Genomic DNA, 20,456 nt, shown 5'->3' with positions numbered 1-20,456 from the left:
GTTTGGGCAAACGGCGTCGGCAATATGTGCCCCGGGGGGTGGCACGGGTGGGAATGGCGCTCACGGTAACAAAAACCGGCCCGGTCAAATACTCCGAATTGGGTGTTTACGCCAAAAAAACCCACCCATTCCCGTCAGGAATCGAGCATCGCGCGCACTTTCGACAAAAAATCCGCCAAGTGGAAAGGTTTCAGGACCATATCCATCCGTTCGCCCAGGAAATCCTGCCGATTTAGAGCGTTCTCCGCATAGCCGGTCATGAACAGCACCGGCAGGTCCGGACGCCAGACACGCCCCCGCTGCGCGACCTCGCGACCGTTCATCTCAGGCATTCCGACATCGGTCAGCAGCAGGTCGATGGTGGCGTCGCTTTCCAGACACGACAGTGCCGTGGTGACATCCGCCACCGGGGTGCAGCGGTACCCGGCATCGGTGAGCACTTCATTGACGAACATGCGCACCGACGCCGTGTCTTCGACGATCAGCACATGCTCCCCTGCCCCCGGCGCCGCCACGGCAGCGGGCTGCTGAGGTTCGACGCTCTGTACGTCTGCCGCCGGCAGCATCAGGGTCACTTCGGTGCCGTGGCCGACGACGCTGCGAATCTGCACGTCGCCCCCCGACTGCCGGGCGAAACCGTAGATCGTCGACAGGCCCAGGCCGGTGCCCTGGCCGATGGGCTTGGTGGTGAAAAACGGGTCGAACACCTTGTCGATCAGGTGGTGCTCGATGCCGACGCCATCATCGCGCACGGTCAGGGCAATGTAGGCACCATCCGCCATGCGCGAATGGCCCTGGGAATAGGTTTCGAAGGTGCTGATCCAGATATTGCCGCCCGCCGGCATGGCGTCACGGGCATTGATCACCAGATTGAGCAAGGCGCTTTCCAGCTGGCCTGCGTCGACCATGGCCACAGCGCTGCGCGAGGTCAGCTCAAGGGTCAGGGAGATGCCCTTGCCGATGGTGCGGCCGAGCAAGTCCTCAAGGGAGCGCACGTACTGATTGACGTCTGACGCGCGGGTGTCGAGGGGCTGCTGGCGAGCGAAGGCCAGCAGACGGTGGGTCAGCGCCGAGGCGCTTTTTGCCGAGGCCAGTGCGGCATCGGCGTAGACCAGAACCTTTTCCGTGCGGCCGTCTTCGGTGCGCTTCTTGACCAGCTCAAGGCCGGTGACGATGCCGGTCAACAGGTTATTGAAGTCGTGGGCGATGCCGCCGGTGAGCTTGCCGATGGCGTCCATTTTCTGCGCCTGCAGCAATTGCTCTTCGGTCCGCGCACGCTCGGCCACTTCGTGGGCGAGCCGACTGTTGACCGAGTCCAGCTGCTGCAAATGCGACTGTTCGCGGCGGCGGTGCTCGGTCACGTCTTCGATGAACACCAGGCTCATGCCGGTGACCCGGTACGGCGAAACCTGCCACTCGGTCTCGCGCAGTTCGCCCTTGACCCGCATGCTCAGGGTGCCCATCCAACGCTCGCCCGTCGCCAGCGCCTCACGCAGCCCGTCCAGCGCAGAGCCCTGATCTTCACTGAAGCTGCGCAGCACCGAATGGTCCCCGGCGTCCTGCCCGAGCAACTGAGCAAAGGCGTGGTTGGCTTCGTGGACTTTCAGGTTGCCGTCCATGACCGCGATCGGCGCCGAGACGTTAGCGAAAATCTCGCGAAAGCGTTCTTCGCTGTCGCGCAGGGCGTGCTCGGTGTCACGCACCCGCAACAGCGTGCGCAGTGTCGCCAGCAGCACGTCGGGGTCCACCGGGTGCACCAGATAGGCGTCGGCGCCCGCTTCCAGTCCGGTGACGATGTCGCCGGTCTGGATCGATGCGGCCGACACATGCACCACCGGTAACAGCGCCGTCCGTGGTGCAGCGCGCAGCTGGCGGACAATGTCGAAGCCGCTCATGTCGGGCAGGTTGACGTCGAGAATCAACGCGTCCGGCAAGCGCTCTTCAAGCAGCGCGAGTCCTTCGGTGCCGGTGCCCGCCTCCGACACCACAAAACCCTGACGCTCCAGGCGGCGACGCAGGGCATAGCGGGTAGCGGTGTTGTCATCGACGATCAGCAGCCGGGTTTCAGGCTTCATCGGCAGGCTCCTGAGTCAGCGCCAGCGGAATCACCACATAGAATGTCGAGCCCACACCGGGCTCGCTGTCCACACCGACGCGGCCACCGAGCAATTCGGCGAAGCGTTTGCACAGGGACAGGCCCAACCCTGTCCCGCGCAGGCGTTTTTGCAGCGGCGAGTCGACCTGAATGAAGTCTTCGAACAGCGCGCCATGGAGTTCCTGGGGGATGCCGATGCCGGTGTCAGTCACGGCAAAGCGAATCGAGTCCTCGGACTCCAGCCGCGCCGACACGCGCACTTCACCGCGCTGGGTAAATTTCAGGGAATTTGAAATGAAGTTGCGCAGGATCTGCGCGAGCTTCTGGTCATCGGTATAGAGCCGTGGCAGGCCCACCGGCTCTTCGAAGATCAGGTCCACGGCGGAGGTGTCGACGATGGGCCGGAACATGCCGCGCAGTGCCGAAAACAGATCGAACATGTCGAACCACGCCGGCGAAATGCTGATCCGCCCCGCTTCGATCTTCGCCAGGTCCAGAAGGTCGTCAACCATGTCGCTCAATTCGCGGGCCGCTGTACTGATGAACGCGACCTGCTTGTGCTGTTCCGCACCCAGCGGACCGTCCAGCTCGTCGGACAGCAGGCTGGCGATGCTGAGGATCGAGCCCAGGGGCGTGCGGAACTCATGGCTCATGTACGACAGAAAACGGCTCTTCAGGTCCGACGCCTCGCGCAGCTGGTCGGCCTGATCTTCAAGCTCGGCGTACAGCGCAAGCACGCCCTGATTGGTCTCATCGAGTTCGGCACGCAGCGAGTCGGTTTCAGCGCGCAAGCGTTCCAGCTCGCGCCGGGTCTCGATTTCGACCCCGGCTGAGCCCTCAGGGGTCTCGCGGGCATTGTTGTCAGTCATCGAGCGTCTCCAGAGCCATTACCAAGACCGTTACATCGTCCCTGCCCCGGTTGTAATCGCGCTGCAATACCGCTGCAATCACCGCCGGGTGTCGGTACATCAGACCTGGATAGTCGCGAAGATTCCAACGCGATTGCAGGCCATCACTGAACATGATCAACAACTGCCCGGTGCACTCGGCGTAATCGATCGGCGCAGTCTTGCGGTACTGCAGGCCGACGATGCCGGGGTGCGAGGGGATGCCGCGGGTTTTGTCCTGGCCGATCAGCGACGCACCGATATTGCCGATACCGATGAAGCGCAGCTGGCCCGTCGCGCCATCGAACTGCGCCAGCGCAGCGGCACCGCCACGGCTGCCGCGCATGTCGAAGTGCAAGTCGTCCAGCAGCACCCCGGGGTCGGCAAAGGGGTTGCGAATGAACGCGCGGGCGCCCGCCATGCCGGCGTTTTCGGCTTCCGGGCCGTGTCCCAGGCCATCGATCATCATGATCGAGACCTGCTGGCCCTTGATCGCGACTTCCCAGACATCGCCGCAGGCCGGGTCATCGTGCAGCGAATGTTGCGCGATGCCCATGCGCAGGTCCTTCACCACGTTTTTGCGCGGGAAGAAGCGCGCCAGCAGCACGCTGCCTCGGGGGTCGCTGTGCACGTCGAAGACTTGCGCCTGACGCAGCACCGAACCCAGGCCAATGCCCTGGGTGCCACGGGTGGAGAAGCCATCGGCCATGCAGTTCTGCACGTCGAACCCCTTGCCCCGGTCGATTGCGATCACCTCAACGCCTGCCGCTGCACCCGAAACGTCGCCCGGCAGCGCGCGCACGTGCAGCTCACCGCTCTGCGCATGCTTGAGGATGTTGCTCGCCAGTTCAGTAACGACCAGCGCCACCCGGCCGCAATCGGCCTCGTCGAAGCCTGCCTGTTCGGCCAGCTTCTGGGTCGTGCGTCGGGCGTGACCGACCTGACTGACGTCCTCCACGGACAAGACCTGGGTCAGGTGGCTGTGCAGGTTCAGGTCCATTTACAGATCGTCACGCGGGTGCCGGCGCCGGGCGCGGTGTCCAGCTCGAAATCGTCCACCAGGCGCTTGGCACCGGTCAGGCCCAGGCCCAGGCCGCCGCCGGAGGTCCAGCCGTCGGTCATCGCCAGCTTGAGGTCAGGGATGCCGGGGCCTTCGTCACGAAAGGTAAGACGCAGGCCAACGCGCAGGCCGTCCTCGACAATCTCCCAGTCCATGTCACCGCCGCCGCCATAGACCATGGTGTTGCGCGCCAGCTCGCTGACCGCTGTGACCAGTTTGGTCAGGTCGATCAGGCGCATGCCGCATTCCTGGGCCAGCTTGCGCGCGGTCTGCCGGGCCAGCACGACATCCTGCTCGATGCGAATGGGTTGAGTGCCGCTGCTGCGCACGGTCATTGCGAATAGGCTCGCTCGCGCAGCAGTTTCATGCCGCGCTCGACGTTCAGCGCTGTGCTGACGCCGGGCAGGGTCATGCCCAGTTCGACCAGGGTGATCGCCACCGCAGGCTGCATGCCGACCAGCACGGTCTCGGCGTCCATGATCCGCGACAGGCCGGAGATCATGCCGATCATGCGGCCAATGAACGAATCCACCATGTCCAGCGCGGAGATGTCGATCAGCACGCCGCAGGCCGAGGTGCGGCTGATGCGTTCGGACAGGTCGTCCTGCAGTGTCAGGGCCAGTTGGTCATGCATGTCCACCTGGATGGTGACGAGCAGAAAGTCGCCCATCTGCAAAATCGGGATGCGCTCCATGGGCTCATACCGCCTTGGTGAGGGTGACGCCCAGACGGCGCAGGGCCAGTGCGAGGGCATCGGCCAGATTGGCTTTGGTCACGACGCCTTGCAGGTCCAGACCCAGGTGCACGATGGTCTGTGCAATCTGCGGACGCACGCCGCTGATGATGCAATCGGCGCCCATCAGGCGGATCGCGGTCACGGTTTTGAGCAAATGCTGGGCGACCAGGGTATCGACCGTCGGCACACCGGTGATGTCGATGATGGCGATTTCAGCGCCGGTGTCGACGATGCGCTGCAACAGCGATTCCATGACCACCTGGGTGCGTTGCGAATCCAGCGTGCCGATCATCGGCAGCGCCAGAACGCCGTCCCACAGTTTGACCACCGGCGTGGACAGCTCGAGCAGTTCTTCCTGCTGACGCTTGATCACCGCTTCACGGGACTTCTGATAGGTGCGGATGGTGTGCAGGCCCAGACCATCGAGCAGCTCCGACATCTGCAGCACTTGCTCGGCAATCAGCAACGGCTGATCAGCGAAGGCATTTTGCAGTTGGGTGAAGAGCGGGCCCTTGAGGGCGAAGATGAAACTGGCGGTCTGCTGGGAATCCTGACCGGCCAACGCGCGCTGACTGGACAGTTTTTCCAGGAAGTGGCGAACGTCATCCCATTCGGTGGTGGTGATGTTGGCGGAGCCACCCTTCTCCAGCGTCGACGTCAGCAGGCGCAGGAAGTCGGCAACTTGCTGGCGGATTTCCTCGGGCTTGAGATTGCGCGTCGCACCGCTGGCTTCCAGATCGGCGTGCCATTGAACGGCCAGCTGGGATTCGGAGCGCTTGAGCGCGTCTACGGTGATTTGTTGCAATGCTGCCATGAGGGTGGCTCCAGTGAGTGCAGGTCGAGAGTTAGAATTAGTCGACGTGAGCAGGCCTGTGAAATACGCGAAAGGGTCAAAAAAACGGCGCAGAACGTTGCGCGGCAGGTTGTTGCAAGGTGTGGACCAAGAAGCTGTCTGACCCTGGGATTGCAGCCGCCGCAGCGGGCGTGCACCGGGCAGACGAGATACGCCTGCCGCGACTAGGTGTCAAGGTAACATCACCCCGCTTTCTTTGTTTCTTTATCGGCGTGGTCCTTGCGGACTTAGAAAACGCTGTCGACGACCTGCACGTAGATCGAAAACGCCCCCAGCAAAAACCAGAACACGGTGAACAGCCACGGCGTGCGCATGGAAAACATCAGCGACTTGCGATAGCCCTTCTCGCTGGACTCGTGTTCGCTGAACAGCGGCGAGTCGTCGTACGCCAGGCCCATGGCCGGCTGGCTGCTAAGCAACTGGGCCTGCTTGAAATGCCAGTGATCGATGATTTCGTACGCCGCGCGAATGCCCGGCCAGGCGTGCATGGAGCTGATCAGCCCGAGCAGCGTCAGAAAAGGCGGCACCACCAGGGTGAACATCTTGCCCCACTCCGGATTGAGGTTGGCCATCGACGAGGCGAAGGCGATCACCAGAAACGATTGCGCGGACAGGTAGGCGTTGGTGCGGTTGGACAGAATGGCCGTCTCGTACTGGATTTCCTTGCGGTAAAAATTCAGCCGGTCTTTGGGTGATCCGAACAGCATGGCGTCGGCGACCTGATCACTCGCTGCCTGCTCCTCGGCAGCCGGGTTGCTGCTGGTAATGATGATCGGTGTTTCGATGTCACGGCTCACGAGGATGCCTCCTGCAAATTGAATATGGGACCGGCTTTAGCCGGGAAGCTTTCAGCAATCGTAGCCTCACTTCAAAGACCCGGACGCCCGCGCCATGCAGCGAACCCGCCGCTCTTCGACCCGCTGCGCAAACCAGGCCGTGGTCAACTTGCGGGTGATCTTGGGACTTTCCAGCACGATGCCCGGCAAAATAGCCCGTGGCAGCGGTTTGCCGGCGGCCTCGTCGGCCATGGCAAAAATTTTCGCGTACAGCTCGGTCTCTTCGAAGGCCAGTGTTTCGCCCTTCTCCAGTTGGCTGCGGATGGTCGTGTTGCGCATGTCCAGCCGCGGGTAAAGGCTGCGCACAGCCAGTTCGGTCTGCCCAAGCGCCGGGCCGAAACCGTAGCTGATCAGGTCGCCATCCAGGGCCAGACGCTTGCCGGACACACGCGCCACCGCACTCTGGAACGCGGCATTGCGGCTGGCGTACCAGCCGGCGTTAAAGTCGGCGAAGCGATACAGCGGTCTGTCGTAGCTGACCGGATAACCGAGCAGATGGGCGATGCCGAAGTACATGCCACCTCGACGGCTGAACACTTCATGGCGAATCGAGCCCTCGACCGGATACGGATAATCCCGGGCCTGCCGCTCGGCGAATTCGATGCTGAGCTGCATGGGCCCGGCGGTATGGACCGGGTTGAAGTTGCCGAACAATGTACGACCCAGCGGGACCATGCCGATGAAGTCATCGAAAATGGCGCTCAGGTCTTTTTCAGTGCGGGTGGCGCTGAGGCGTTCGTTAAAGGTTTTGCCGGTCGAGGAGCGGATGTCCAGGGCGCTGCGCACCAGCAGATTGGGGATGTGCGCCTTGCCGGCGCGACGGTCGATTTCGTCCTGGGCGATCTTGCCCATGCCGGGGACGGAAGGGTCGACCTGGAAGTTGGATTCCTGCTCGGTCACGGCCAGCACGGAACAGAGGTTCTCAACGCTGGGGTTGATCTTCTGCACGTCAAACGCCCGTTGAATGTCCTGGGCCCAGCCTTGGCGGTCGGCGACGCGCGCGGGCAATAACCGCACGATTTCACTGCGTACCACCGAGGGTTCTGGTGCGGGTTCCTGGCTGCGTTGCGAGCTGCAACCGACCAGCAGCGTCAGCAGGATCAGGCTGGCTAGGGCGTGGAGGTGGCGGCTGATTCCATTCACGGTCATGACTTCTCGGTGGTTACTCAAACGGGGTGGCGCGGTATGGACAGCGGGAAGCGCTGCTGATTCAAACAGGCCGTGTGCCAGCAGGACCGCACAACCGGTGGGACTGGCTTTAGCCGGGAAGGCGTCAATCGATACACTGCAAAACCGATGTCGTGCACACCGGCCTGTTCCCGGCTAAAGCCGGTCCTACTGTCACACCCCGTACCCAGTAGGACTGGCTTTAGCCGGGAAGGCGTCAGACATCACGCCGCAAAATCGATGTCGTACACACTGACCTCTTCCCGGCTAAAGCCGGTCCTACTTTCCCACCGCGTACCTGGTAGGACTGGCCTCAGCCGGGAAGGCGTCGGACGTCACGCCGCACAATTGATGTCGTACACACTGACCTCTTCCCGGCTAAAGCCGGTCCCACTGTCACACCGCGTACCTGTAGGACTGGCTTTAGCCGGGAAGGCGTCAGACATCACGCCGCACAATTGATGTCGTACACACTGACCTCTTCCCGGCTAAAGCCAGTCCCACTGTCACACCGCGTACCTGGTAGGACTGGCTTCAGCCGGGAAGGCGCCGATCATTACACTGCAAAATCGATGTCGTGCACACCGGCCTGTTCCCGGCTGAAGCCGGTCCTACTGCCAGTATCGGGTTCAGTCTGTGCAGCGGCAGTGGTTCAGTTCTCGGGTAGGTATTACTCTCAACCACCCACCCCTCCAAGAAGGAAGCCCGAATGTCCAGCACAGCGCTCATCGTAGTTGATATCCAGAACGACTACTTCCCTGGCGGTAAATGGCCGCTGGTTGGCGCCGACGCCGCCGCGGACAACGCCGTCAAGGTGGTTCAGGCGGCCCGCGACGCCGGGGATCTGATCGTCTTCATCCGCCATGAGTCCGGTGCCGACGCGCCCTTCTTCACGCCTGGTTCCGAGGGCGCCAGGCTGCACCCCAAAGTCCTGAACCTTGAGCACGAGCCGGTGGTGCTCAAGCACTTCCCCAATTCGTTCCGCGACACCGGGCTGCAGGCGCTGCTTGAAGAAAAAGGCATCGAGCACCTGGTGATCATCGGCTCCATGAGCCACATGTGCATCGACGCCACCACCCGAGCGGCGGCGGACCTCGGCTACACCGTCAAAGTGATTCATGACGCCTGCGCCAGTCGTGACCTGGAGTTCAATGGCGATGTAGTGCCGGCCGCCCAGGTCCACGCCGCGTTCATGTCCGCACTGGGCTTCGCCTATGCCGAGGTGCTGAATACCGAAGCTTATCTGGCCTGATGAAGGAGAAAACAATGAGCGACAAGAAAGCCGACATTCTGGTCTGGGGTCCGATGCATGCCTCGCTGATGCACCACCTTGAGCGCGATTACAGCGTGCACAAACTCGCCGACATCCACGACATCGACGCCTGGGCCAGCCAACACGGGGCCAAGGTGCGCGGCGTCGTCACCAGCGGTGTGTTCGGCACCGACAATGCCGTTCTCGATCGGCTGCCGAACCTGGAAGTGGTCAGCAGCTTTGGCGTCGGCTACGACGCGGTGGACACCGAGTATCTGGCGCGCCGTGGTATCAAGCTGAGCACCACGCCCGAGGTCCTCAATAACGCTGTCGCCGAAACCGCCATGGCGCTGATGCTCTGCGTGTCCCGCCGCATCAGCGAAGCCGAGCGCTTCGTGCGGGCCGGTCAGTGGCCCAACGGCAAGTTCCCCCTCGGCAATGACCTGTGCGGCAAGACCTGCGGCATCGTCGGCCTGGGCAAGATCGGCAAGACCATCGCCAAGCGCGCCGCCGCGTTCGAAATGAACATCGCCTACTTCCGCCGTGGCCGCGCCTACGACGATGTGCCCTACCGGCACTACGGTGACCTTCGGGACCTGGCCCAGGACTCGGACTACCTGATCGTCATCGTCCCCGGCGGCCCGGACACCCAACACCTGATCGACGCCGACGTGCTTCGAGCCCTCGGTCCCAAGTCATTCCTGATCAACGTCGCCCGCGGCAGCGTCGTCGACGAGAAGGCCCTGGTCGCCTCGCTGATCGCCTCGGAAATCGCCGGGGCCGGCCTCGATGTGTTCGAAGACGAGCCCAACGTGCCCGCCGAACTGTGGAAGCTGGACAATGTGGTGCTCACGCCGCACATCGGCTCGGGGACCTACGAAACCCGCCAGGCCATGGCCGACCTAGTGTTCGCCAACGTCAGTGGTCATTTCGACAAGGGCACGCTGGTCACCCCGGTCGAGCTGTAACCGATGCTTCACGCGCAGGCCCGACGATGGAACCGTCGGCCTGCTCCCATGGCGGTTAGCCCTCCTGCACACCTTCCCAGTGGACTGGGTGCGCCGTACCGTAAGTCAGTGACTGAACATCGACGCCAACTTTTCTGGATAATGCCGGTCGAACTGCCCCTACCCGCATTCCAGACACCTGAACACGCATTCCGGTCGAGAAAGCCCGATCGAGAGAGAAGGAGAGCCCTGTTTGAATATTGCCGGCGTCATTTTTGACTGCGACGGAACCCTGGTTGACAGCGAACGGCTGGCCGCCGGCCTGCTGCGCGACATCCTCAACAAGCATCAAGTGTTGCTGAGCGTCGACGAAGTGCTGCAACGCTTTCGTGGCGTGCAGTTTGCGCTGTGCCTGGAAGGCCTGTGCCGCGATTATCCATGGCTGCCAAGCGACGAAATCGAACCCGAATTCCGCGCGCGCACCCTGCCGCTGCTGCAGGAACGCCTCGAAGAAATGCCCGGCGCAGTCGAATTCGTGCGCAACCTCTCGCTGCCCAAATGCGTGGCGTCCAACGGCCCGCGCAGCAAGATCGAAACCTGCCTGAGCACGGTCGGCCTGCTGGACGTGTTCCACGGCCTGATCGTCAGCGCCTATGAAGTGCAATCGTGGAAACCCTCCCCGATCCTGATCGAACACGCCGCCGAACTGCTGGGCCTGCCGCCCAATCAGTGTCTGCTGGTGGAAGACAGCATTCCGGGCGTTGAAGCAGGACTCGGCGCCGGCGCCCAAGTGGCGGGTTATGGCGACACGGATTTCTCGGCGTTCATGGACAACGCCAACTTTCATCGCGTCAAAGATTTCGGCGAATTGAAGGAATTGGTACAGCGCATCAGTTGATCGACCGGCCATCCATCCGATCGGCCCTTGTTCATCCCCGGCTAACTCGATACTGTACATAAAAACAGTATCGAGAAAATCCATGCAGCTGATCGACAAGCTGAGCATCCTCGCCGACGCCGCCAAGTACGACGCCTCCTGCGCCAGCAGCGCCGCACCCAAGCGCAGTTCCGAAGGCAAATCCGGGCTCGGATCGAGCACCGGCATGGGCATCTGCCACAGCTACACCCCCGACGGGCGCTGTGTCTCGCTGCTGAAAATCCTCCTCACCAACTTCTGCCTGTACGACTGCCAGTACTGCGTGAATCGCCGGTCCAGCGACGTGCCGCGCGCACGTTTCAGCCCGGAAGAAGTGGTCACCCTGACCATGGACTTCTACCGCCGCAATTGCGTCAGCGGCCTGTTTCTCAGCTCCGGGATCATCCGCTCGGCCGACTACACCATGGAACAGCTGATCCGCGTCGCCAAGCTGCTGCGTGAAGAGCATGAATTCCGTGGCTATATCCACCTCAAAACCATCCCTGAAGCCGACCCTGCGCTGATCGAAGAAGCCGGTCGCTATGCCGATCGCCTCAGCGTCAATATCGAGCTGCCCACCCAGCTGGGCCTGCAAACCCTGGCACCGGAAAAGGAAATGGGCTCGATCAAGCAGGCCATGCAGACCATTTACACCGGTCAGCAAACCGTGCTCAACGAGCCGCATGCGCCGAAATTCACGCCCGCCGGGCAAAGCACGCAGATGATTGTGGGCGCTGACGAAACCGATGACAGCACCATCCTGCACACCGCCGAATCCCTGTACGGCGATTTCCGCCTCAAGCGCGTCTACTACTCGGCGTTCAGCCCGATTCCGAACAGCCCGAAGAGCGTGCCCCACGCTGCGCCGCCACTGATGCGCGAGCACCGCTTGTATCAGGCTGATTTCCTGCTGCGCAGCTATGGCTACAGCGCGAACGAACTGCTGCAAGGCCCCGGTCATCTGGCCCTGGACATCGATCCGAAACTCGCCTGGGCGCTGGAGCATCGCGACATCTTCCCGCTGGACCTCAACCGCGCGGAGCCAGCGATGATCGCGCGAATCCCCGGCATCGGCATTCGCACCACCAAACGTCTGGTCGAACTGCGCCGCCAACGTCGCATTCGTTACGAAGACCTGACCCGGCTGCGCTGTGTGCTGGCCAAGGCCAAGCCGTTCATCATTACCAGCGACTACCATCCGCGTCAGGCCGAGAGCTCGAGCATCGATTTACGCGAGCAACTGCGCGACAAACCGCAGCCGCAACAGATGGCGCTGTGGGGATGATCATTCTTGATTGCGCCGACTCATTCGACACCTGGCGGCAGCAGGCGCGCTGGCTGCTGAGCCACCAGATCAACCCGGACCAGGTGAGCTGGAGCGTGCAGCAGGACGCCGACCTCTTCGCCAGCGACGCCGATTACCCGGACGAGCCCGGCCCGTTTCGCGCGCGCATTCCCCTCGAATTGCTGGAACTGCTACAGAACGCCGCGCAGTTCTGCGGCGACCAGCGCTGGACGCTGCTCTACGAAGTGCTCTGGCGGGTCAGTCACGGTGATCGCACGGCCATGCTGGCCGGCGACAAACTGGGCAGCGAACTGCACCGGCGCTTGAAACAGGTCAGCCGCGAAGCCCATCACCTGCACGCGTTTCTGCGCTTCGTGGCGCTGCCGGTGATCGACAATGCCGAAGACGTTGCGGCCAAGGCGGCGTTGCTGGAGATGTCCTGCCTGCCGGAATACGTCGCGTGGCACGAGCCCGCCCATGACATTCTGCGCACCGCCAGCGAGCACTTCATCGGGCGCATGGGCCGTCATCGCTGGATGATCGCAACGCCCAAAGACGGCGTGTTCTATGACGGCAAGCAGCTGATTCATCAGCCTGAATGCCCGGAAGCGTGGCAATCCCTGGCACGCAATGCCGATGATCCCCACGGCAATCTGTGGCTGACCTACTACAGCCACATCTTCAATCCGGCGCGGCTCAATCCGAAAGTCATGCAGGGCCACCTGCCGGCGCGGTTCTGGAAGAATCTGCCGGAAGGACCGCTGATTCCAGCGTTGATCAGTGAGGCGCGTACCGGTGGGCAGCGTGATGGTCAGGCGCGGGAGATTGCCGAGCGGCGCGGCAAAGTGATTCGGGGCAAACCGGCGGGGGCCTCACCCGCTTCAGAAGCCCCTTAAGCTGCGCGAGTCGGTCTGAGGTTTCCGCGCAGCGTTATTGACCGAGGCTGCTGACGGGATCAAATTCACGATGGGCGGCGGTCTGCATCCCGGCGGTGCCGAGGGGCGTACCCAACGCAGTGCCGAAAAAGCGCACGGCTTCGGTGCTCAGGTCGCGGTGAATGCTTTCTCGGTTGACGCCGATGGCATCGGTACACAGGCCCGGTTGGGTGGCCCGTTGCTCGTCATCACAGGGCGCCATGAACACAAAGTGCCCTGCGCCGGCAAACAACTTGAAATCCGAGACATCGGGGAGCTTGCGGGCCAATGCTTCAGCGTTCTTGTCGATGGCGAGCAATTCGTCGCCGTCGCCGCTGTACAGCAACACCGGCACGTGCACCTCAGCCAAGGTCTGCCGACCGAACATCAACCCCAGCGGCGCCATGAGCATCAAGGCCCCCACGCGGGGATCGGCTTGGGCGTGCAGGTCGTCACGGTCTGCCACCAGTTCGCCTTGGGTTTTGCAGGCGTCACGGTCCTGGGGGCGCTCGGTGCAGTAATGGCGCAGACGCTGCAGATCAGGCTGGGCGCCGGCGAGGATTAACGCCGTTTCGCCGCCCGCCGAATAACCGATCACCCCCACCCGACGCGCGCTGATGTACGGCGACAGCATCGGGTCGATCAGCGCGGCACTGATGGCTTCGGAGATTTGCAGCGGGCGACCGTAGAGATTGCTCAGGCTGCCCAGACGGCTGTGGTCCATGTAGTTGTCGCCCGGATGAAACACCGCCACGACGACAAAGCCCTTGCGCGCCAATGATGTCGCGAGGTCGTGCTGCGCCAGCGGCGTGCCGGTGTTGCCGTGGGACAGCATCAGCAGCGGGAAACGACCCATGGCAATGGTGGCGTCTTCCGATGCTTCAATCGGATACCCCTGAACGCGGGTGACGTGCTCATCGTCGGTGGACGGGTAAAAGGCATAGGCGTGCATGGGCCGGGAATCCAGCGGATCGAGAAACGTCAGCTCGTGAAAGCCCACGCTCCAGCTCTGCAGCTCGCTGGCCTGCACCGAAATCAGGCTGCCCAGCAGGCTGATCATCATCACTGCACAAAGACGCATCATTGCAATGCCCCTCACCTTATCAATCCATCCCTGCCGATTCAGACGCTCAAGGCCTGAGGGCCCGTAAAAACGGCGTCTGTCGCTATCTGACCCGCGGGGTTCGATAACATTCCGAAACGTTTGAGGATCAAGGGTGCACAAGGCGGGCCAAGCTCGATGAATGAAAGACAGCGGCCGCCGTTTGACGCAGAACAGACCGATTGGGCCGGCATTCTACGGTGCTGCAACGAGATTACGCGCAAAGATCTCATAAAGCCTGTCGCGGGGCTGAATGACAGGACGCAAAAGCCGAGGGGGACAAAGCCGAGGGTTTACCTGACCGGGAAGGTCGCGTGTATCCCTGCGAGTTCAAAAGCCGAGGGGACTCAAAAGCCGAGGGGACGGCCGAGGGGACTGATTTATTTACAGCGCTTCACCGTAAATCAATCTGTCCCCTCGGCTGCTGAGGGTTTACCGACCGGGAAGGTCGCGTGTATCCCTGCGGGTTGGTCGGATCAGGCGAACAGCGTTTCGCTGATGTTCTTTTGCGCGGCGGCCATGGCAGCGGCACGCGGCTCCTCACCATAAGCCAGGCCTTCGGCCACAACGAATTGCAGGTCGGTGACGCCGATGAAACCGAACACCACCTTGAGCAAGTCATTATGGCCTACGCCGCTCGGCAGGCCCTGATGCAGACCGCCAGTGGTCGAAACGACGATCACTTTCTTGCCCTTGCACAGACCTTCCGGGCCCGCCTCGGTGTAACGGAACGTGCGGCCTGCCACACAGATCCGGTCGATCCACGCCTTCAACTGGCTCGGGATGCTGAAGTTGTACATCGGCGCACCGATGATCACCACGTCCGCCGACAGAAACTCCGCCAGCGTCGCTTCGTTGGTCTCCACGTCCAGCGTCTGCGCCGTATCGCGGCCCTCCACCGGCGTCCCCGCAGCAGCCAGCGTCGCGCCGGAGAAATGACTGAGTGGCTCATTCGCCAGATCGCGGTACACCACCTGAGTGTCCGGGGCAGAAGCGGTGAAAGCCTCCACGACACTGCGGCTCAACTGACGCGAAGCGGAGTGATCGCCGAGGATGCTGGAATCGATGTGCAAGAGTTTCATAAAGTGCTCCCAAGGTGAGAATCGCCGCCGGGCGATCAAGTGGCGTCATCCTACCTTGAGAGGTAATAAGTGATTAGAGGGTGCAAATGCATTTGATCGTCTCACATACAGGACAATCAAAAGATGGAGCATCGATGCTGGTTTAAAGAATGCTAAAAAACCTGACATTCATAGTGTTCACACCGGCCCCTTCCCGGCTAAAGCCGGTCCCACAAACACCGCGCGCATTCAGCAGGACCGCCGCCGACGGTAGGACCGGCTTCAGCCGGGAAGCTCTTGATCTGCTTTTGATGTTCATACACAAATAGCCCAGACACTGCCAATCGCGACTTGGGTGCAGGCTGAACGCAGGTCTCGCGGAGTGGGCCGAGCCGCATGGATGCGGCGAGAGCCGCCCCCCGCCATGGATGGCGGATGGCGGCGGGCCCACGGAGCGAGACCGGAGTGAAGGAACCCTGAGGAACGAAGGGCCAAACCAGGAGCAAGCACCCTTGGTTACTTGGGGTGCTTTTCCAAGTAACTCGCCGAAGGCGAAACAGTCTGCCCCCAGGCAGACGCCCTTGATTTTAAAGAACCTTGATCTTGATCTTGATCTTGATCTTGATCTTGATCTTGATCTTGATCTTGAAAAACCCGGGGACAGATTAATTTACGGTGAAGCGCTGTAAATAAATCAGTCCCCTACAGCTTGCCGGCCAGCTCACACGCCTCCCGATCCGCCTTCGCATTCAACCCAAAATCCTCCGCCAGCAAATCCACCAACCCCCGCACCGACGGCAATAACCCCCGGCGAGACGGAAACACCGCATGAATCAGCCCGCTTGGCGGCCGAAACCCCGGCAACAACTCAACCAGCCGCCCCTCATGCAACGAATGCCGAACCATAATCTCCGGCATCTGCACCACCCCCACCCCCTCCACCGCCGCCCGGTGCAACGCATCCAGATCCGACGACACAAAGCGTGGCTGATGGGCAACCTCGATCCGCTCACCACCCGGCCCGATCAACGCCCAACGGTGCTCACGGTTTGCCGGCGCCAGATCCATACTCGGCAGCCCCACCAACTCCTGCGGCGTTCGAACCACCTTACCCTCCAGCAGCGACGGACGAACCACCAACCGCTGATGGCTCTCGCCCAACACCTTCATCACCAGATTCTCGTCCTCCAGAGGCGGAAAACGCACCCTCAGCGCGATGTCATAGCCCTCCCCCAACACATCCACCCGTCGGTTCGTGCTCTCCACCTGAACCTGCACTTTCGGGTGCAGCACCATAAACTTGACGATCGTGTCGCTCACCCCCATCGCACCCAGCGCCGGTGGGCAACTGATGCGCACGATGCCCTGGGGTTCGGACCTCGACTGCTCAACCACCTTCTCCGCCGCATCGGCCTCCACCAGCATCGCCACGCAATGACGGTAGTAATCCAGCCCCACCTCGGTCACCGTGAACTTGCGCGTGGTGCGCTGGATCAGACGTACCCCGAGCCGATCTTCCAGTTGAGCAATGCGGCGGCTGAGCTTGGTCTTCGGTACGTCGATCTTGCGCGCGGCGGCGGCGAACCCCTTGTTCTCGACCACCTGCACGAAGTAGTACAAATCGTTGAAGTCGTACACGGTATGCCGCTCGCCTGGCCGAAAGGGTCCGCGATTGTCGCAGGTTGCAAATGGGCTGTCCTGCGCCGCGGCGGACAAACGATCCGGCCAGAAAAACATCCGTTACGCACCTTGACCTTGCCAGAAGGGCAAGGTTGATCCTTACTGGCAATCGACTTACCGGAGTGTCCACGATGCCCAGTCCCGCAACATTCGATCTGCCTATCGCCGGCATGACCTGCGCCAGTTGCGCAGGCCGGGTCGAGCGCGCGTTGCGCAAAGTGCCCGGCGTCCAGGTCGCCACGGTCAACCTCGCCAACGAACGCGCCCACGTCGAAGTCAGCGGGCAGATCGACCCCGCCGTGCTGGTGGCGGCCGTCGACAAGGCTGGCTACAGCGCCAGCCTCGAACAGGATTCAGCCGTCCAGCAGGCCGACCAGCGCCAACGCCACAACACCGAGCGCTGGCAACTGATACTTGCCATTGTCCTGGCGCTGCCGCTGGTGGTGCCAATGCTGCTGCAGCCGTTCGGCGTCCACGGGATGCTGCCGGCGTGGTTGCAGTTTGCCCTGGCCACCCCCGTACAATTCCTCCTCGGCGCGCGCTTTTACGTCGCCGCCTGGAAAGCCGTGCGCGCCGGTTCCGGCAACATGGACTTGCTGGTCGCGCTGGGCACCAGTGCCGGATATGGGCTGAGCATCTACCAATGGTTGAGCGCTGCGCCCGGGACGATGCCGCACCTGTATTTCGAGGCGTCGGCGGTGGTGATCGCACTGGTCCTCCTCGGCAAATACCTCGAAAGCAGCGCCAAGCGCCAGACCGCCAGCGCCATTCGGGCGCTGGAGGGATTACGCCCTGAACGCGCGATCAAGCGGGTGGACGGCCAGGACATGGAGGTCGCCATCAGCACACTGAGCATTGGCGATCAGGTGTTAGTAAAACCCGGCGAGCGCTTCCCGGTGGATGGCGAGGTGATCGAAGGCCAGAGCCACGCCGACGAAGCCCTGATCAGCGGCGAGAGCCTGCCGGTCCCCAAGCAACCCGGCGACAGGGTCACCGGTGGCGCGATCAATGGCGAGGGCCGCCTGCTGATCAGCACTCAGGCACTGGGCGCAGAAACCGTGCTGGCGCGCATCATCCGTCTGGTGGAAGACGCGCAGTCAGCCAAGGCGCCGATCCAGAAACTGGTCGACAAGGTCAGCCAGGTGTTCGTGCCGGTGGTCCTGCTGATTGCCCTGGCGACGCTGGTCGGCTGGCTGATGGCCAGCGCGTCGCTGGAGGCCGCGGTGATCAACGCCGCCACCGTGCTGGTCATCGCCTGCCCCTGTGCCCTCGGGCTGGCCACGCCGACTGCGATCATGGCCGGCACCGGCGTGGCCGCCCGCCACGGCATTTTGATCAAGGACGCCGAAGCCCTTGAACGCGCCCATGAAGTCACCACGGTGGTCTTCGACAAGACCGGCACGCTGACCTCCGGCGCGCCGCGCATTGCCCACATGGCCGCCCTCGACGGTGATGAAAACGGCCTGCTGCAACTGGCCGGTGCGCTGCAGCGTGGCAGCGAACACCCGTTGGCCAAAGCGGTGCTGGACGTGACCACAGAACGCGGCCTGAACCTGGGGGACGTCAGCAACAGCCGCGCGCTGGCCGGACGCGGTATCGCCGGCACCCTGGACAGCCGCGAACTGGCGCTGGGCAATCAGCGCCTGCTGCAAGAAAGCGGCTTGCTGCAAGAAAGCAACTTGACCGGGGTCGACCTGTACGGGCGGGCTCAGGCCTGGGAAGCCGAAGGCCGCACGCTGTCCTGGCTGATCGAACTGAGCCCGCAGCGTCAGGTGCTCGGCTTGTTTGCCTTCGGCGACACGCTCAAGACCGGCGCCGTTGAGGCCATCGCGCAACTGACCGCCCGGCACATCAGCAGTCACCTGCTGACGGGAGACAATCTTGGCAGCGCCAGGGTCGTCGCGCAGGCGCTGGGCATCAACGACGTGCACGCCGAAATACTGCCCGCCGACAAAGCCGCCACCGTCGTGGCCCTGAAAAAAACCGGCGTGGTGGCGATGGTCGGTGACGGCATCAACGACGCCCCTGCCCTGGCCGCTGCCGACATCGGCATCGCCATGGGCGGCGGCACGGACGTGGCCATGCACGCCGCCGGCATCACCCTGATGCGCGGCGACCCGCGGTTGATCCCGGCCGCGCTGGACATCAGCCGCAAGACCTACGCAAAGATCCGGCAAAACCTCTTCTGGGCCTTCGTCTATAACCTGATCGGCATTCCGCTGGCCGCGTTCGGTCTACTCAATCCGGTCCTGGCAGGTGCAGCCATGGCCTTGTCCAGCGTCAGCGTGGTGAGCAACGCCCTGCTGTTGAAAACCTGGACACCCAAAGACCAAGCCAACGACGAACCTATAGACGCCCCCAACTACAAGCCCAACGACACGGGAGACGCTTCATGAACATCGGACAAGCCGCCAAACGCAGCGGCCTCAGCGCCAAGATGATTCGCTACTACGAATCCATCGGCCTGCTCCCTGCCGCTGCCCGCACCGACAGCGGCTATCGCTTGTACGGCCCGGACGAGCTGCACACCCTGGCGTTCATCAAACGCTCGCGGGATCTGGGGTTTTCCCTGGAAGCGGTCGGCAAACTGCTGACCCTGTGGCAAGACCGCGGCCGTGCCAGTGCCGACGTCAAGGCGCTGGCCCACCAGCACATCGCCGAACTCAATCAGAAAATCGAGGAATTGGCCGGGCTGCGTGACACCCTGCAGAACCTGGTCAGCCACTGCCAGGGCGATCGCCGCCCGGACTGTCCGATTCTGGCGGACCTGGCGTCGAATGGAGGTCGCGCCCATGGGTAACCCACGCACTCGTATACCCCTAACCGCCCTTCAGGAACATGCCGATGCAGATTGAAGACGTCGCCGCGTTCTGCCTGAATCTTCCCGGCGCGCGGGAGGATTACAAATGGGGCGGCGTCAGGGTGTTCTCCATCGCCGACACCAAGATGTTCGCGGTGATGGGCCTGGCCGGGAACGACCTGTCGTTCAAGGTCGGCGCCGAGCTGTTCCTCGGCTACGTCGACCGTCCGGGCGTGCGCCCTGCGCCTTACCTGGCCCGCGCCCACTGGATCACCCTGACCTACCCGTTCGCCATGGGCGAAGACGAGCTAAAGGAAGCGCTGATCCGCTCCCACCAGTTAGTAGTCGGCAAGCTGTCGAAGCGCCGCCAGGTGGCGTTGAAACTGTAAACGGGTCCATCCAGCGTTTCTGCAAGCCATTCAATACAAGTGGCGCGAAATCAGGCGACCGCCGAACAGCAGCCGGTCGATCCAGAACAATTCGTGCAGCAGCACAATCAACCAGAACACCAGCTGGTACGAAAACTTGCGGGTCTTGTGGCGGAACACTTGCTGGGCCAGCAGCGCACCCGGCCACCCGCCCAGCAGTTCGCTCACGTGCAGCAGCTTTTCCGGCGTCCGCTGGCCGCCGCGCTGGGCCTGCTTCTTGTCCCAGCCGTAAAACCCAAAGGCGACAACGCTCATCAGCCCGTAGATCGCCGCCGGCAGCCAGCTGCCACCGCGGGTCCAGTAGGTGACGACGCCGTAGACCGGCAAGCCGCACAGCAACAGCATCGCCACCAGCTTGAGTTTCAGAAAGCGCACGGCGACAGGCTTCGCTGCGGCCGAGCGCCCCGGGTGTTGCGATTCGGAACGTTGAGTCATCG

General features: G+C 62.6%; 20 protein-coding genes. 8 read left to right on the top strand and 12 right to left on the bottom strand.

Annotated elements, in window-relative coordinates; translation table 11 throughout:
• Nucleotides 1-134: 134 nt before the first annotated feature.
• The 8 genes from QWI18_RS24495 to QWI18_RS24460 form a co-directional block, all read right to left on the bottom strand.
• Entirely contained in the window at nt 135-2,075 is a 1,941-nt protein-coding gene (locus QWI18_RS24495; protein WP_369320074.1) for a response regulator, read from the bottom strand.
• The gene (locus QWI18_RS24490; protein WP_083233199.1) at nt 2,065-2,964 is read right to left on the bottom strand and encodes a sensor histidine kinase KdpD; all 900 of its coding nucleotides are present in this window, start codon (nt 2,962-2,964) and stop codon (nt 2,065-2,067) included. Before QWI18_RS24490 ends, QWI18_RS24495 begins: the two co-directional genes overlap by 11 nt.
• Complete coding sequence (locus QWI18_RS24485; protein WP_369320073.1) at nt 2,957-3,982, bottom strand: ATP-binding protein; 1,026 nt, start codon at nt 3,980-3,982, stop codon at nt 2,957-2,959. Before QWI18_RS24485 ends, QWI18_RS24490 begins: the two co-directional genes overlap by 8 nt.
• Nucleotides 3,973-4,377, bottom strand: a complete 405-nt coding sequence (locus QWI18_RS24480; protein ID WP_065991451.1) for an anti-sigma regulatory factor — start codon at nt 4,375-4,377, stop codon at nt 3,973-3,975. Before QWI18_RS24480 ends, QWI18_RS24485 begins: the two co-directional genes overlap by 10 nt.
• Nucleotides 4,374-4,736, bottom strand: a complete 363-nt coding sequence (locus QWI18_RS24475; protein WP_369320072.1) for an STAS domain-containing protein — start codon at nt 4,734-4,736, stop codon at nt 4,374-4,376. The genes QWI18_RS24480 and QWI18_RS24475 overlap by 4 nt, the downstream gene beginning before the upstream one ends.
• Before the next feature lie 4 nt (nt 4,737-4,740).
• The gene (locus QWI18_RS24470; protein WP_065991450.1) at nt 4,741-5,592 is read right to left on the bottom strand and encodes an STAS domain-containing protein; all 852 of its coding nucleotides are present in this window, start codon (nt 5,590-5,592) and stop codon (nt 4,741-4,743) included.
• A 266-nt stretch (nt 5,593-5,858) separates the two neighbouring features.
• Nucleotides 5,859-6,338 (bottom strand): hypothetical protein, encoded by a 480-nt coding sequence (locus QWI18_RS24465; protein WP_065991732.1) that lies wholly within the window; start codon nt 6,336-6,338, stop codon nt 5,859-5,861.
• A 156-nt stretch (nt 6,339-6,494) separates the two neighbouring features.
• Nucleotides 6,495-7,616, bottom strand: a complete 1,122-nt coding sequence (locus tag QWI18_RS24460; protein WP_369320071.1) for a DUF1615 domain-containing protein — start codon at nt 7,614-7,616, stop codon at nt 6,495-6,497.
• A 727-nt stretch (nt 7,617-8,343) separates the two neighbouring features.
• Here QWI18_RS24460 and QWI18_RS24455 point away from each other — a divergent pair.
• From QWI18_RS24455 to QWI18_RS24435, 5 genes are all read left to right on the top strand, one after another.
• The gene (locus tag QWI18_RS24455; protein WP_065991448.1) at nt 8,344-8,886 is read left to right on the top strand and encodes a cysteine hydrolase family protein; all 543 of its coding nucleotides are present in this window, start codon (nt 8,344-8,346) and stop codon (nt 8,884-8,886) included.
• A 14-nt stretch (nt 8,887-8,900) separates the two neighbouring features.
• The gene (locus tag QWI18_RS24450) at nt 8,901-9,854 is read left to right on the top strand and encodes a 2-hydroxyacid dehydrogenase (RefSeq protein ID WP_369320070.1); all 954 of its coding nucleotides are present in this window, start codon (nt 8,901-8,903) and stop codon (nt 9,852-9,854) included.
• 232 nt (nt 9,855-10,086) lie between these two features.
• Entirely contained in the window at nt 10,087-10,731 is a 645-nt protein-coding gene (locus QWI18_RS24445) for an HAD family phosphatase (RefSeq protein WP_065991446.1), read from the top strand.
• Nucleotides 10,732-10,813: 82 nt separating this feature from the next.
• Nucleotides 10,814-12,034 (top strand): putative DNA modification/repair radical SAM protein, encoded by a 1,221-nt coding sequence (locus QWI18_RS24440; protein WP_369320069.1) that lies wholly within the window; start codon nt 10,814-10,816, stop codon nt 12,032-12,034.
• Nucleotides 12,031-12,930 (top strand): TIGR03915 family putative DNA repair protein, encoded by a 900-nt coding sequence (locus tag QWI18_RS24435; protein WP_065991444.1) that lies wholly within the window; start codon nt 12,031-12,033, stop codon nt 12,928-12,930. The genes QWI18_RS24440 and QWI18_RS24435 overlap by 4 nt, the downstream gene beginning before the upstream one ends.
• Nucleotides 12,931-12,964: 34 nt before the next feature.
• Here QWI18_RS24435 and QWI18_RS24430 read toward each other — a convergent pair whose 3' ends face one another.
• From QWI18_RS24430 to QWI18_RS24420, 3 genes are all read right to left on the bottom strand, one after another.
• Nucleotides 12,965-14,032: an alpha/beta hydrolase family protein gene (locus QWI18_RS24430; RefSeq protein ID WP_369320068.1), complete on the bottom strand. Its 1,068-nt coding sequence runs from the start codon at nt 14,030-14,032 to the stop codon at nt 12,965-12,967.
• 494 nt (nt 14,033-14,526) lie between these two features.
• Nucleotides 14,527-15,132 (bottom strand): FMN-dependent NADH-azoreductase, encoded by a 606-nt coding sequence (locus QWI18_RS24425; protein ID WP_369320067.1) that lies wholly within the window; start codon nt 15,130-15,132, stop codon nt 14,527-14,529.
• Nucleotides 15,133-15,813: 681 nt separating this feature from the next.
• Complete coding sequence (locus tag QWI18_RS24420) at nt 15,814-16,749, bottom strand: LysR substrate-binding domain-containing protein (RefSeq protein WP_369320080.1); 936 nt, start codon at nt 16,747-16,749, stop codon at nt 15,814-15,816.
• 173 nt (nt 16,750-16,922) lie between these two features.
• Between QWI18_RS24420 and QWI18_RS24415 the strand changes: the two genes are divergently transcribed.
• From QWI18_RS24415 to QWI18_RS24405, 3 genes are read left to right on the top strand one after another with little or no spacing between them, the layout of a single operon-like run.
• A complete protein-coding gene (locus tag QWI18_RS24415; RefSeq protein ID WP_369320066.1) occupies nt 16,923-19,187 on the top strand; it encodes a heavy metal translocating P-type ATPase in 2,265 nt (754 codons plus the stop codon).
• On the top strand, nt 19,184-19,591 hold the full coding sequence (gene cueR, locus QWI18_RS24410; protein WP_065991439.1) for a Cu(I)-responsive transcriptional regulator: 408 nt from the start codon (nt 19,184-19,186) through the stop codon (nt 19,589-19,591). The genes QWI18_RS24415 and cueR overlap by 4 nt, the downstream gene beginning before the upstream one ends.
• A 44-nt stretch (nt 19,592-19,635) precedes the next feature.
• On the top strand, nt 19,636-19,980 hold the full coding sequence (locus QWI18_RS24405; RefSeq protein ID WP_192135650.1) for an MmcQ/YjbR family DNA-binding protein: 345 nt from the start codon (nt 19,636-19,638) through the stop codon (nt 19,978-19,980).
• 30 nt (nt 19,981-20,010) lie between these two features.
• Here the strand turns inward: QWI18_RS24405 and QWI18_RS24400 are convergent, their stop codons facing one another.
• On the bottom strand, nt 20,011-20,454 hold the full coding sequence (locus tag QWI18_RS24400) for a DUF1294 domain-containing protein (protein ID WP_296309588.1): 444 nt from the start codon (nt 20,452-20,454) through the stop codon (nt 20,011-20,013).
• Between the last annotated feature and the right edge of the window lie 2 nt (nt 20,455-20,456).

The sequence above is a fragment of the Pseudomonas sp. W2Oct36 genome (assembly GCF_041060465.1).
Taxonomy (GTDB): domain Bacteria; phylum Pseudomonadota; class Gammaproteobacteria; order Pseudomonadales; family Pseudomonadaceae; genus Aquipseudomonas; species Aquipseudomonas graminis_B.
The sequence above is the reverse complement of the archived record's forward strand: the minus strand, read 5'-3'. Positions and strand labels throughout refer to the sequence as shown.

What these genes read in the sequence shown, in the direction of transcription:
- cueR (WP_065991439.1), top strand. Translation starts at nt 19,184, where the DNA reads ATGAACATCGGACAAGCCGCCAAACGCAGCGGCCTCAGCGCCAAGATG.
- QWI18_RS24490 (WP_083233199.1), bottom strand. Translation starts at nt 2,964, where the DNA reads ATGACTGACAACAATGCCCGCGAGACCCCTGAGGGCTCAGCCGGGGTC.
- QWI18_RS24485 (WP_369320073.1), bottom strand. Translation starts at nt 3,982, where the DNA reads ATGGACCTGAACCTGCACAGCCACCTGACCCAGGTCTTGTCCGTGGAG.
- QWI18_RS24475 (WP_369320072.1), bottom strand. Translation starts at nt 4,736, where the DNA reads ATGGAGCGCATCCCGATTTTGCAGATGGGCGACTTTCTGCTCGTCACC.
- QWI18_RS24440 (WP_369320069.1), top strand. Translation starts at nt 10,814, where the DNA reads ATGCAGCTGATCGACAAGCTGAGCATCCTCGCCGACGCCGCCAAGTAC.
- QWI18_RS24455 (WP_065991448.1), top strand. Translation starts at nt 8,344, where the DNA reads ATGTCCAGCACAGCGCTCATCGTAGTTGATATCCAGAACGACTACTTC.
- QWI18_RS24425 (WP_369320067.1), bottom strand. Translation starts at nt 15,132, where the DNA reads ATGAAACTCTTGCACATCGATTCCAGCATCCTCGGCGATCACTCCGCT.
- QWI18_RS24495 (WP_369320074.1), bottom strand. Translation starts at nt 2,075, where the DNA reads ATGAAGCCTGAAACCCGGCTGCTGATCGTCGATGACAACACCGCTACC.
- QWI18_RS24405 (WP_192135650.1), top strand. Translation starts at nt 19,636, where the DNA reads ATGCAGATTGAAGACGTCGCCGCGTTCTGCCTGAATCTTCCCGGCGCG.
- QWI18_RS24400 (WP_296309588.1), bottom strand. Translation starts at nt 20,454, where the DNA reads ATGACTCAACGTTCCGAATCGCAACACCCGGGGCGCTCGGCCGCAGCG.
- QWI18_RS24430 (WP_369320068.1), bottom strand. Translation starts at nt 14,032, where the DNA reads ATGATGCGTCTTTGTGCAGTGATGATGATCAGCCTGCTGGGCAGCCTG.
- QWI18_RS24435 (WP_065991444.1), top strand. Translation starts at nt 12,031, where the DNA reads ATGATCATTCTTGATTGCGCCGACTCATTCGACACCTGGCGGCAGCAG.
- QWI18_RS24460 (WP_369320071.1), bottom strand. Translation starts at nt 7,616, where the DNA reads ATGACCGTGAATGGAATCAGCCGCCACCTCCACGCCCTAGCCAGCCTG.
- QWI18_RS24480 (WP_065991451.1), bottom strand. Translation starts at nt 4,377, where the DNA reads ATGACCGTGCGCAGCAGCGGCACTCAACCCATTCGCATCGAGCAGGAT.
- QWI18_RS24465 (WP_065991732.1), bottom strand. Translation starts at nt 6,338, where the DNA reads ATGCTGTTCGGATCACCCAAAGACCGGCTGAATTTTTACCGCAAGGAA.
- QWI18_RS24450 (WP_369320070.1), top strand. Translation starts at nt 8,901, where the DNA reads ATGAGCGACAAGAAAGCCGACATTCTGGTCTGGGGTCCGATGCATGCC.
- QWI18_RS24415 (WP_369320066.1), top strand. Translation starts at nt 16,923, where the DNA reads ATGCCCAGTCCCGCAACATTCGATCTGCCTATCGCCGGCATGACCTGC.
- QWI18_RS24470 (WP_065991450.1), bottom strand. Translation starts at nt 5,592, where the DNA reads ATGGCAGCATTGCAACAAATCACCGTAGACGCGCTCAAGCGCTCCGAA.